Here is a 12,181-nt window from a genome sequence, read left to right as displayed (position 1 = left end):
CCGCCAGCAGCAGGGCAGCCGTCACCGCCGGCCTGGCCTGGCGGCGCAGCAGCCACGCGGCGGCGCGCCGCCAATGGCGGCACCCCGCCTTCCTGTCCTGCTTGCTCGACATCTTGCTGCCAGCTCCCTGATTGCGGGCCGGTGGCCGCCGTGTCCCCTTCGGGCGGCAGGCCCAGCTATGGGCGGGCGGTGCCGGCGGCGCGGTAGACCAGCGACGCACCGACGCCGAGACCGAAGAGGCACCAGAACCAGATGCCCAGCATCGGCCCTTCCAGCGCCACGTCGAAAGAGGAATCGACCAGGATGGCGAGCAGGTAGCAGCCGATGAAGAGGAAGGCATTGGCCCATTCCTCCTCGCCCCGCCGCCGCGCCTCCAGCATGCTCCGCAGCATCATGCCGAACCAGGCGAGCATCAGGAGAACCCAGAGCACAAGCCCCGGCACGCCCGCGCGGGCCAGCATGGTGATATTGGCGTTGTGCGGGCTCCGCACCGTGGTCTGGCCCTCGCCTTCCCAGACCACGAAGCCGTCATCCTCCGCGAGGCCGATGCCGAAGCCCTTGCCGGTCCAGAAATACGGCCCGTGCAGCGTGTAGTCCTGGATCTTCCCCCACCACATCAGCCGCCATTGCTTCGGCCCTGACAGCTCGGCGGGGCCCTGGTCGTCCAGGATACTCAGGGCATTGTTCAGGAACTGCTCCGCGCTCACCACGCGTGCCTCGCCCCCGCCGGTGCGTTCATCGACGGTGCCGAACTGGAATTCCAGTTGCAGCGCCAGGCTGATGCCGAAGAGCAGGCCGACGACAGTGGCGATCCGCGTCAGGCGCAGCAGGCGCCCGGAGAGAACGGCGGCCACCGCCACGGGCACGACGATGGCGAGCATGCCGCCGCGGCTCTGGGCGGATACCAGCCCGATCCCGAGCAGCAGCAGCAGGGTCCAGGCGGTGCCGACCCGCCGGCGTAGCAGGAGGGCGTAGAGCGCCGCGCCAGCCAGGTGCGAGGCCACCTCGCCTGAGCGGATGGACATGATGGGGATGGCGCCGGCCGGCCAGGAGATCACCGACAGCAGCGAGCTGGTGCTCAGGAAGTAAAGAATGCCGCCGCCCGCGCCATAGACCGTGCAGAAGATGCCGAGGAAGCGGAGCGCCTCGGCCAGCCGCCCCGGCTTCTCGATCAGCAAGGCGCAGACCACGAAGGCGAAGCCGCCGTAGAGCACGAGGACGCTGTCGCGGATGGCATCGACGCCATGGATGCCCAGGAAGGGCACGGTGCGCGCCACGACCCATCCGGCGAGGGTGAGCAGCACGAGGTTGGGAAAGGCCGTGAGCGTGGCGATGAGGCAGCCGCTGCGGAACAGCATGAGCATGCCGCTGAGGAAGAGGATCTCGCCGACATAGAGCGGCGGCAGCCCCATATAGGCGAAGCCCTTGCCCAGCAGCGCGTAGCCCACCAGCAGGCTGGCCAGCCCACGCATGTAGAGATCGCCGATGTCGCGCTCCTGCGCGCGGACCGTGGCAAGGGCGGTCACCTGCTGCTCCCCGCCCAGGGCGCCAGCCCGCAAGGGCGCGCCGGAGCCGTCATGGCCTGGCCGGGGTCCTGTCCCGGCAAGGTATCGAAGGTCAGCCGGCCCACGCGTCCTCCGTCCCTCTGGCAGCGCCGGCCACGGGCTTCCTCCCGGCCGACCGGGGCATTCTGCGGCTGCGGCCCCGCCGCCCCGAGTGGAATTCCGGGGTAGCCCGGCCCCGGCGCCAAGCCTCAGCCGCTAATCCTTCTGCGCCCGGCGCGGGCGCGGGCGCGCCACGGCGCAGAGGGAGATTACCCGTTTGTGTCCTAACTGTGACGCACCCGCAGCCTGTATCGCTGTCCTCAGATGGCCCAGGCGGATTTCCCCAAACCCGCCGGAGGCCGTGCCGCTACAGCGCATGGACCAGGAATGGAGATGAGCGGTGCCGCGGATCGCCTGGACTGCCGGCAGGAGCAGCCGCCCCGGCTGTTCTCCTCCGCCCGGCCGCGCCGGCGGCGCTTCATGGCGCGATGAGTGCTCCAGCGAACAACGAGGGTGCAGTATGGAACGCTTTCTTGTCACAGGCGGCGCCGGCTACGTGGGCAGCCATGTCGTTCTCGCCCTTCTGGAGCGCGGTGACGAGGTCGTTGTCCTCGACGACCTGCGCCAGGGCCACCGGCTGGCGGTTCCCCCGGGCGCGGAGCTGGTGGTGGGAGACCTCGCGGACCGCCGCCTGCTGCGGCAGGTGATGGCGAACTGGCGCTTCGACGGCGTGCTGCATTTCGCGGCCATGTCGCTGGTTGACGAAAGCATGCGCGAGCCGATGCGGTACCTGTCCGAGAATCTCGGCAATACCCTCGCCCTGGCGGAGGAGGCGGTGAAGCACCGGGTGATGCGCCTCGTGCTCTCCTCCACCGCCGCGCTCTTCGGCAGGCCCGAGACCATCCCGATCAGCGAGGACGAGCGCAAGGACCCGATCTCCCCCTATGGCGAATCCAAGCTCATGGCGGAGCGCGCGCTGGAATGGGCGGACCGCATCCACGGGCTCCGCTCCGCTTCCCTGCGCTACTTCAACGCGGCGGGGGCCGATCCTGAAGGGCGGCTGGGCGAGGACCACAGCCCCGAGACCCATCTCATCCCCAACGCGGTCAATGCCGTGCTCGGCCTCGGGCACCCGCTGGCGGTCTTCGGCACCGATTACGACACGCCGGACGGCACCACCATCCGCGACTATGTCCATGTCACCGACCTGGCCGATGCGCATCTGCGCGTGCTGGACCGGCTCAAGGAAGGGCGTTCCTGCCGCTACAATGTCGGCAGCGGCACCGGCGCATCCGTGATGGAGGTGATCGCGGCGGTGGAGCGGGCGGCGGGGCGCCCCGTGCCCTATGTGCTGGGCCCGAGGCGGGAGGGCGACCCCGCCGTCCTCGTCGCCTCCAACGCGCGGCTGCGGCGCGACACGGGCTGGGTGCCCCGTCTCGGCGCCCTCGATGACATCGTGCGCACCGCCTATGCCTGGCGCGCGCGCAACCCGCGTGGCTACAGCGGCATGGCGGCGGCCAGCAGGGACCTGGCCGGCTGGCCGGGCCGGCTCGCCGCCCTCGGCTGACGCGGGCGCTGCCCTTGCCCGGCCTCGGGAAACAAGCGGTTGCCGCTCCGGGCGCGGCATCCCGGCGTGCCGGACTGGTTACCACCAAATATCTCTCCGCACTGCAACATTCCGGAACCAGAATGCCGCTGCCGGGCAACCTCCGGGGCCTGGCCGGGCCCCCGTCCGCGGGGCCTGCATGGCGGCTGAACGGAAAGGATTGACGATGTCTGAGACCAAGCCAATACGGCTCGCCATCATCGGTTGCGGCGCGGTCGTGCAACACCACCTCCTGCCCGCGCTGCGCCGCATCGGCTGGCGCCCGGAGGTGCTGGTCGATCCTTCCGAGCGGAACCTCACCGCCACGGCCGCCATCGCCGGCCGCAGCAAGACGCTGATCCGCACCGCGGACTGGACCAAGGCCGCCGCCTCCTTCGATGCCGCCATCGTCGCGGCGCCGCATGCGCTGCATGGGCCGATCGGGCAGGCGCTGATCGCCGCCGGCAAGCATGTCTTCATGGAGAAGCCGCTCGCCACCAGCTCGGTGGATGCGAGGAAGATGCTGGAGGCAGCCGCGGCGCGCGGCACCATCCTCTCCGTCGGGCTGCTGCGCCGCTACCTGCATATCGCCCGCTGGACCAAGGCCCTGCTCGCTTCCGGCATCCTCGGCACCATCGACAGGGTGGAAGTGCGCGAGGGCTTCGTCTTCAACTGGGCCACCAGCACCGATGGCCTGCTCAAGCCCGGCCTCGCCGGCGGCGGCGTGCTGATGGACACGGGCGCCCATACGCTGGACGAGGTGCTGTGGTGGCTCGGCGGGGCGCGCGTTTCCCGCTACCGCGACGATGCGCTGACGGGCGTGGAGGCCGATTGCCTCATCGACCTCGACCTGCCATCCGGCGGCCAGGGGCTGATCGAGCTGAGCCGCAGCCGCGAGCTGCCGAATACCTGCCGCATCGAGGGCAGCAACGGCTTCGTGGAACTGCATCTCTACCGCAACGAGGTGCTCTCCTGCTCCGACAACGTGCGCGCCTTCAAGCTCGACGGCATGGGCGCCGGCGCCTTTCCGGAACAGCGCTTCCCCGACCTCTTCAGCGGCGAGCTGGCGGATTTCCGCAAGAGCATCGCCACCGGCAGGCAGCAGGGCGTGGACGGGGCGGAAGGGCTGCGCTCGATCGAGATGATCGAGGCCTGCTACGCGCGGCGCGAGCTGCTGAAGATGCCCTGGGAAAGCATCACGCCGCGCCATGCCTCGGCCGTGGTGGCGCCGGGCACGAAGGTTGCGATCACCGGCGCGACGGGCTTCATCGGCGGCCGGCTGGCCGAGCGCCTGCTGGAGCAGGGCGCCGAGGTGCGTTGCCTGGTGCGGAGCATGGGCGCCGCCGTGCGGCTGGCGCGGCTGCCGGTGGAGATCCGCAAGGTGGACCTGACCGACGCGGCGGGGGTCACCGAGGCGCTGAAGGATGTGGAGCTTGTCTTCCACTGCGCCTATGACCCGCGTTCCAGCAGCCACAACCTCGTCGGCACGCGCAACCTGATTTCCGCCTGCACGGAGCTGAAGGTCAGGCGCTTCGTCTATACCAGCACCTTCTCGGTCTATGAGCCGCTGCCCGACGGGCCGCTGACCGAGGAAACGCGGGATGGCGACAAGTCCTGGCTCTATACCCGCACCAAGCTGGAGCTTGAGAAAGCCGTGCTGGACGCGGTGAAGACCAAGGGGCTGCAGGGCACCATCATCCAGCCGACCATCGTCTATGGCCCCTTCTCCCGCCCCTGGACCATCGCGCCGGCGGAGATGCTGCTTTATGGCACGGTGGTGCTGCCGGGCCGGGGCGAAGGGCTGTGCAACGCCGTCCATGTGGACGATGTGGTCGATGCCATGATCCTGATGGCGCAGCGCCCCGAGGCCGTGGGCGAGCGCTTCGTCATCTCCGGCCCCGAGCCGGTGACCTGGGGCCGGTTCTTCGAGGCCTTCGCCGCGGCGCTGCATGTCAAGGGGCCGGTCTATCGCCCGGCGGCGGAGATCGCGCGGGAGAACAGCGGCCTGATGCACGACATCAAGCTCGTGGCGCGCAACCCGAAGAAGATCGTGCAGATCGCGGTGCGCGTGCCGGCGGTGCGGAGCCTGCTGCAATCCGGGCTCGATGCCTTGCCGAAGCCGGCCTATGACCTGGTGAGCCGTGCCTATTTCGGCGATGGCAGCCGCCCCACCGGCATGGTCCATCTGCCCGACCCGCAGTTGCTGCGCCTCTACAGCGCCAAGGCTTCCGTGGATTCGGAAAAGGCGCGGCGGATTCTGGGCTACGCGCCACGCTTCGACTTCGAGCGCGGCATGGCGGCGACGGCGCTCTACCTCGACTGGGCCTTCGGCGCCCAGCGGCGGAGTTCCAAGCTGGCCACAACCGGCGCGAACACCGCCGAAGCGCCCGCCATGGCCGCCGAATAGCGAGCATCCATTCAGACCAAGAGGCGGGCCGATGAACGCACCCACTCCTTCGCCCGCCGGGCCGTCCTTCGCGAGCCCGGCGCCGGATGCCGGGCCGCTGGATATCCGGCATGTCGCCATCCTGGATGGCAATGGCCATCCGAGCGAGGCGAACGGGGTGCATAACGTCGCCCGTGCCCTGGCGCGGGAGCAAAGGGCGGCCGGGGAGCAGGCCAGGCTGGTGCTGCTGGCGCATGGCAAGGCCGTGCAGCTCGCCGACCAGTCCTGCCCCACCGAGGTCATCCGCCTCGGCGGCCCGGTGTTGCGCGGCCATGCCATGCGCATCTCCCAGGCGGGGATCGACCGGCTGCTCGCCGGGGCCGGCGCCAGGACCTTCTGCCATATCCATGGCGGCAGGGAACCGCTGCTGCCTGGCCTGGGCCGCGCCCTGCGCCGCCGGGGCATTCCCTATGCCGTCACGATCCATGGCCGCTTCTCCCATGTCTATGAGCCATCCGGGCGGCTGGTGAAGCGGAACACCGCGCTCTACCTGCGGGTCTTCGAGCGTTCGCTGCTGGAAGGCGCGCATTTCGTGCAGGCGCTTTCGGATGAGGAGGCGTCGATCTTCCGGCGCATCGCGCCGCGCGCGCAGATCCGGGTCATCGGCAATGGCGCCTATTCCTCCGGCCTCGGCGAGGCGCCGCCCAGCCCGGCACCGCGCGAGGTTTCCGCGGCCTATCCCCATTTCGGCTTCTGCGGCCGCTATGCCATCGCCCACAAGGGGCTGGACCTGCTGCTGCAAGGCTTCGCCAGCTACCACAAGGCTGGCGGCACCGGCCGGCTGACGCTGATCGGCCCCGGCCCGGCGCGCGAAGAACTGGTGCAGATGGCGGAGAAGCTCGGCATCGCCGGCAAGGTGCGCATCCTGGGCCCGAGCTTCGGCGCCGCGCGGGATGCGCTGCTGCGGGAATGCGATTACTTCGTGGTGCCCTCGCGCTTCGAAGGCGTGCCGCTGGCGGCGCTGGAAGCCGCCCTGCTGGGCCTGCCGCTGATCGTCACCGCCGGCAGCGGGCTGCGCGCGCTGGTGGTGGCGGAAGAGGCGGGCATCCCCATCGACGACCATTCCGGCGAAGCCGTCGCCACGGCGTTGCGGCAGGCCGGTGCGCTTCCGCCGGCGGAGTGGAAGGCCCGCGCCGCCGCCGCGCATGCCATGGCCATGCACCACTGCGACTGGACCAGGATCGCCGCGCAGCTCCGCGCCGCCTATCTGGGCTGATGCACGGCGCCCGGCCGGCGGCGGTGCCGGCCCGGGGCAGCCCCTCCGCCCTCAGGCCTGGCGGCCGATGCGGCCCCGCGGCATGATCCAGCGCCCGCTGATCCGGCGGTCCGTGCCGCTCCAATCGACGATGGACCAGCCCCGCCTCCGGGCCTCGTCCCGCAGCTTCCGCGTCGGGTCCACCGCGACCGCGTGGCTCGCCGCCGCCAGCAGGGCGACATCGCTCTCATGGTCGGAATAGGCGACGAAGTCCTGCGTGTCCTGGAACTGGCTGGCCAGCAGTTCGCGCACGGCGGTGAGCTTCGCCTCGCCGCGCAGGTTCTGGCCTTCCAGGGAACCGGCGATCCGGCCCTCGGCGGTCCAGGCCACCCTGGTCGAGACCACCGCGTCGAAGCCCAGCAGGCGGCCGATCGGCTCGACATAAAGGTCGAGGCTGGCGGAGGCGAGCAGCAGCGCGTCCCCCGCCTGCCGGTGCCGCTCCATGGCCCGCAGGGCTTCCGGCTTGATCTCGCGGAACAGGCAGCGGGCGGCGAATTCCTTGGCGATCCTTTGCAGGCTGCCGCGCTCGCGGTTGCCGAGCACCGCATCCAGATAAGCGGTCTTCAGGGCGGTGTTCGTGATGCGCCGCATGCCGTAGTTCAGCGTGTGCAAGGGCAGCAGCGCGGCCTGCACCGGCCGCGCGGGCCCGAGGCGCCTCGCAGCTTCCATCAGGAAGACCAGGAAAAGGTCGTGGCGCGAGATCGTGCCGTCCAGGTCGAAGACCGCGACACGCCCTGCCCCGCCATGGCGTTGCGGCGCTAGGCCAACCTGGCCGGCGATGGAGATGGCGTCATTGTGCATCAGGCATCCGGTCCCATTCCGATCCCACGGCCGTTTCTTGCGTCCGCGCGGGGTATCGGCAGATTGCGACAAGCCTCATGCGCGATGATGCGTCGCGCGGCGGCGAAAGCAAAGGCGCGGAATAGGACTAGCCCTTCTGAGATCGCGTCTATCCCAAAGAGAAGATGACGACAGTGGTCCGGCACCGCATTGTCGGGGCGACCACTGGCAGGGCATCGTCATGAACCCTTCGGACAGCGAGAGGTCTGCGCAAGGCGCCGACGTGCAGCTTGCTGGTGCGGCACTGGCCGGCAAGCGCTCCTATATGCAGCGCGTCGGCATCCGGCTGGCGCGGCCGCGGGCCAGCACAGCCGCCCCCGGCCTGGCAGCGCCGGAATCCCGCGCGGCGGCCTGGGCACAGTTGCCGGCCCTGCTGGAAAGCGCCAGGCCGCATCAATGGGCGAAGAACCTGCTGGTCTTCGTCCCCGCCATATTGAGCGGAACGATCCTGAACCCGGAGCATCTGGCGGCCGTGGCGCTGTCCTTCGTCTCCCTCAGCCTGATCGCCTCCGGCACCTATCTGCTCAACGACATCTGGGACCTGGAAGCCGACCGCCGGCACTGGTCGAAATGCAAGCGCCCGCTGCCTTCCGGGCGCCTTTCGGTCGGCCTCGCACTGCTCGCGGCGCCGGCGGCCATCGCCCTCGGGCTGCTGCTGGCGGCGGCGATCGGCCCCATGGTGGCCCTGGCGGCGATCTGCTACCTGACGCTCACCGTCTGCTATTCGCTGGCCTTCAAGCGGATTCCGATCCTCGATGTCAGCGTCCTGGCCGGGTTGTTCACCCTGCGCCTCGTGCTCGGCATCGCCGCTGCCGGAGTCTTCGCCTCGCCCTGGCTCCTGGTCTTCTCGATGTTCCTCTTCTCGTCGCTCTGCTTCGCGAAGCGGTATGTCGAGCTGGTGCGCGCGGCCCAGCGCGGAACGGCCGCACTGGCGCATCGCGGCTACCAGGGCGCCGATGGCCCGCTGCTGCTGGTCCTTGGGCCATCGGCGGGCATGGGCGCGGTGGTGACGCTCATTCTCTACGTCATCTTCGACGCCTTCCGGCAGACCTTCTACGGCAATACCGCCTGGCTCTGGGCATTCCCGCTGATCCTGTTCCTCTGGATCTCGCGCGTCTGGCTCATGGCAGCACGCGGCGACCTCGATGACGACCCGGTGGCCTTCGCGGTGCGGGACATGCCAAGCATCATGCTGGGAGCGGCCATGTTCGGCGCCTTCGTGCTGGCCTGGTCCGGGCTGTTCGGATGAGCGGAAAGCTCCTGGAGCTGCTGCGCGCCCTCCCCAAGCCCGCCCGCTTCCTGCTGGCGGGCGGCGGGGCGGCCGGGATCAACTGGCTGGCGCGCTTTCCCCTCTCCTGGTTCCTGCCTTTCTTCGTGGCGGTTCTGGGCGCGGCGGTCATCGGCATGCTGGTGGGCTTCGTGCTTTACCGGGGCTTCGTCTTTCCCGGGTCGGAGCGGCCGCTGCTGCTGCAGGCGAGGGATTTCTTCGCCGTGAACCTGCTCTCCTCGGGGGTGGTGGCGCTGCTGGCGCTCGCCTTTCTCCGCCTCGCGGTGCTGTCCGGCCTGGGCCTCCAATGGGCCGAGGCCCTGGCCCATGCGGCGGCCATCGGCCTCGGCGCGGCGCTCAACTACTTCGGGCACAACCTCTTCACCTTCGGGCCGCGCAACCGGGCAGCGCGGGTCTGACGGAGTTCATGCAGTATGGAGAAGGCCACATGACAAGTCCGGCAAGGTCCGCGGTGCATCCAAGCCTGCCGCTGCCGACGCGCGCGGTGATGCTCCTCGGCATCCTCGTCCTGGTTGGCCTCGTGTATTCCTGGCTGATCAACTGGCGCACCACGGATGTGGAATGGTGGTTCGTGCCCTGGCTGGAGCACATCATCCAGCATGGCGCCAAGGCTTCTCTGGAGGCGCCGCTGCGCGTCCAGATCGAAGGCGTCAATGGCTTCGCCAATTACTCGCCGCCCTACCTCTACCTCCTGGCGCTGGCGAGCACGGCGTCTGGCTGGCTCTCGCCCTTCATCCTGGTGAAGCTGGTCTCCATCACGGGCGCGCTGTTCTGCGCCGGCTGCATCTATTACCTCATCCGCGCGCTGGCCTCCCCCGGCGTCGCGCTGCTGGGCGCCGCGGGGTCGCTGCTGCTGCCGAGCGTGGCGCTGAACGGCCCCGCCTGGGGCCAGACCGACATGATCTGGTCGGCGCTGGCGGCGCTGGTGGTGGCCTATGCGCTGCGCGAACGCTGGGCCGCGATGATGCTGGCCTTCGGCATGGCGGTGGCCTTCAAGCTGCAGGCGGTCTTCATCGCCCCCTTCCTGCTGCATATGGTGCTGTCCCGCCGCGTCAGCCCGCGATACTTCCTGCTGCCGGCACTCTCCTACGCGCTGATGATGCTGCCGGCTTGGCTCGCCGGGCGCCCGGCCTGGGACCTGGCGACCGTCTACCTGGAGCAGGCGGGCGCTTACCACTGGCTTTCCATGAATGCGCCGAACCCCTGGTCCTTTGTGCAGTTCACGCGGCTGGTCTCCTACGAGACCGGCGTGGTCCTCGGCTCCATCGCCGCCGTGCTGGTCGCCCTGGTGCTTGGCGCATGGTCGGTGCGCTGGCGCCGGCTGCATGGCAGCGACCTGCTGCTGCTCGCGGTGGTGATCGCGGCAGCCATGCCCTACGTGCTGCCGAAGATGCACGAGCGCTATTTCTTCCTGGCCGATATCCTGGCTTTCTCCCTGGCGGTCTGCCGCCCACGGCCATGGACCATCGCGGCGGCCGTCGCCATCCAGCTCGGCTCCGTCGGCGCCTATGCCTCCCACATGCTCAGCTTCACCCTGGGCAAGTATCTGGGTGCCCTGCTCATCGGCGCGGCGCTCGCCCTGCTGTTGCATCACCTCTGGCTCGCGCTACGCCCGCGGCGCGCGGCCGGGGCCCTTTCGTCGTCCAGGCTGGCCTGAACATGCGCCCGCGGCCACCCAGCAATCCATCAGGGCCGGACTGTTCCGGAAGGGGATGAGGATGTCAGGAACCATCGCGGCGCGGGCCAGGCATCGCACCCAGTCGCTGGATGTCGGCCGCGGCATCTCCGCCCTTCTGGTCGTGCTCTTCCATGGCCTGCTCGTCTTCAGGGTGAATGGGGCGGATAACCCGCATCTCCTGCCGCTGGACCTGACGGACCCCTGGCTGGTGGCGCAGCATCTGCTGATGGCGGTGGCCAACGGCCCGGCCTATGTCACCTTCTTCTTTGTGCTGAGCGGCACCGTCCTGGCGCTTTCCCTGGACCGGGACCCGCCGAGCCACCCTGGCGCGGTGCTGGGCTATCTCGCCAAGCGCGGCTTCCGCCTCTATCCGCTGCTGGTCTTCACCGCCGCGGCGGCGGCGCTGTTGCAGATCTACTACTTCGAGCCAAGGATCTACCCGCAAGCCACCAGCTGGTTCAACGACGGCTACAAGATCGACCTGGCGAGCCTGCCTGGGGAGTTCCTCGCGAATGCCCAGGGCCGCAGCGCCACCCTCAATGGCCCCGCCTGGTCGATCAAGGTGGAGATCCTCGCCTCGGCCGTCTTCCCTGCCCTCTACTGGCTTTCGCTGACCGCGCGCCGCGCCCTGGTGGCGGCGCCGCTGCTCATCGCCGCGATGTTCCTGGCGCCGGGCAGCGCGGAGCAGTGGCATTACATGAACGTCTTCCTGTTCAGCTTCTTCATCGGGGCCCTCGTGCCGCGCTGGGGCTGGCAGGTCGCGGCCTGGCTGGGGCAGATGGGCCGGTGGCAGCGCATCGCCCTGCTGGTGGCGCTGGTTCTGGTCTTCATGTTCTCCCGCCGCCTCCTGGCGCCCACCATCTTCGCCCCGCCCCTGGTGGTGGTGCTGGAGACCCTGGCCGCCGGCATCGGCGTGGTGATGCTGCTCCATGGACGGGACCGCGCCTTCTTCCATGCGGCACCCATGGAGCTGCTGGCCAGGCTCTCCTTCGGCATCTACCTGCTGCATGTGCTGGTGCTCAGCGTCATCGGCCATGCGGTGATGCCATTCGTGCCGGAGAATCTGGGGCCGGCCCAGGCTCTCGGCTTCGGCCTGCTGCTGACCCTGGCGACGCTCGGCGCCACGGTGCTGGTCGCCTGGCTGCTGCACGGCGTGCTGGAATATCCCATGCAACAGCTTGGCCGCGCCATCTCGGCCCGTATGGCCAGGATGCCGGCGGGCCTGTTCATGAGATCCCTGAAGGCCCGGCGTTGATGCGGGCGAGGAAGCGGCTTCAACGCGGAGCTGGCCGAAGGCCCTGGCGCGGATATGCAGGGCCGCAGGATCTGCTGTTGTTGGGCTGGCTCATGGCATCTCGCCAGGGCCAGCCTTTGTTGCAATGGCGGCATGATGAATGCCGGCTTTCTGGATGCATCAGCCCGCCGCGATGAGCGGCGGCCGGTTGAGGAGGTCAGACATGGACAGTCCGCCGGTGGCGATGTCGGATGTTGCTGCGGTGACCAAGGGCACGGTGCTGGTGGCTACCGGCAATGTGCTGGAGAATG

The 12,181-nt window shown here is 69.4% G+C and carries 9 protein-coding genes; 7 read left to right on the top strand and 2 right to left on the bottom strand.

Going from position 1 to position 12,181, the window contains the following annotated elements:
• Positions 1-176 precede the first annotated feature (176 nt).
• Complete coding sequence (locus IBL25_RS27635; RefSeq protein WP_187780365.1) at positions 177-1,526, bottom strand: O-antigen ligase family protein; 1,350 nt, start codon at positions 1,524-1,526, stop codon at positions 177-179.
• 538 nt (positions 1,527-2,064) lie between these two features.
• Here IBL25_RS27635 and galE point away from each other — a divergent pair.
• The 3 genes from galE to IBL25_RS20465 all read left to right on the top strand — a co-directional run bounded on the left by galE (position 2,065) and on the right by IBL25_RS20465 (position 6,791).
• Positions 2,065-3,111 carry a UDP-glucose 4-epimerase GalE gene (gene galE / locus IBL25_RS20475; protein WP_187780364.1) on the top strand — a complete coding sequence of 349 codons (1,047 nt, stop codon included), beginning with the start codon at positions 2,065-2,067 and terminating at the stop codon, positions 3,109-3,111.
• Between the two features lie 205 nt (positions 3,112-3,316).
• On the top strand, positions 3,317-5,536 hold the full coding sequence (locus tag IBL25_RS20470) for an NAD-dependent epimerase/dehydratase family protein (RefSeq protein WP_187780363.1): 2,220 nt from the start codon (positions 3,317-3,319) through the stop codon (positions 5,534-5,536).
• Positions 5,537-5,567: 31 nt separating this feature from the next.
• On the top strand, positions 5,568-6,791 hold the full coding sequence (locus IBL25_RS20465) for a glycosyltransferase family 4 protein (RefSeq protein WP_187780362.1): 1,224 nt from the start codon (positions 5,568-5,570) through the stop codon (positions 6,789-6,791).
• Between the two features lie 51 nt (positions 6,792-6,842).
• Here IBL25_RS20465 and IBL25_RS20460 read toward each other — a convergent pair whose 3' ends face one another.
• Positions 6,843-7,631, bottom strand: a complete 789-nt coding sequence (locus tag IBL25_RS20460) for an HAD family hydrolase (RefSeq protein WP_187780361.1) — start codon at positions 7,629-7,631, stop codon at positions 6,843-6,845.
• 262 nt (positions 7,632-7,893) lie between these two features.
• On the opposite strand from IBL25_RS20460, the gene IBL25_RS20455 reads away from it, so the two are divergent.
• The 4 genes from IBL25_RS20455 to IBL25_RS20440 all read left to right on the top strand — a co-directional run bounded on the left by IBL25_RS20455 (position 7,894) and on the right by IBL25_RS20440 (position 11,891).
• Positions 7,894-8,919, top strand: a complete 1,026-nt coding sequence (locus tag IBL25_RS20455; RefSeq protein ID WP_202986837.1) for a UbiA family prenyltransferase — start codon at positions 7,894-7,896, stop codon at positions 8,917-8,919.
• Entirely contained in the window at positions 8,916-9,356 is a 441-nt protein-coding gene (locus tag IBL25_RS20450) for a GtrA family protein (RefSeq protein ID WP_187780359.1), read from the top strand. The genes IBL25_RS20455 and IBL25_RS20450 overlap by 4 nt, the downstream gene beginning before the upstream one ends.
• Positions 9,357-9,385: 29 nt before the next feature.
• Positions 9,386-10,615, top strand: coding sequence for a hypothetical protein (locus IBL25_RS20445; RefSeq protein WP_187780358.1), 1,230 nt, complete (start codon positions 9,386-9,388; stop codon positions 10,613-10,615).
• A gap of 61 nt (positions 10,616-10,676) precedes the next feature.
• Entirely contained in the window at positions 10,677-11,891 is a 1,215-nt protein-coding gene (locus tag IBL25_RS20440) for an acyltransferase family protein (RefSeq protein ID WP_187780357.1), read from the top strand.
• Positions 11,892-12,181 lie beyond the last annotated feature (290 nt).

It is taken from the genome of Pseudoroseomonas ludipueritiae (genome assembly GCF_014490445.1).
GTDB lineage: Bacteria > Pseudomonadota > Alphaproteobacteria > Acetobacterales > Acetobacteraceae > Pseudoroseomonas > Pseudoroseomonas ludipueritiae.
This window is presented reverse-complemented; position numbering and strand designations above follow the sequence as displayed.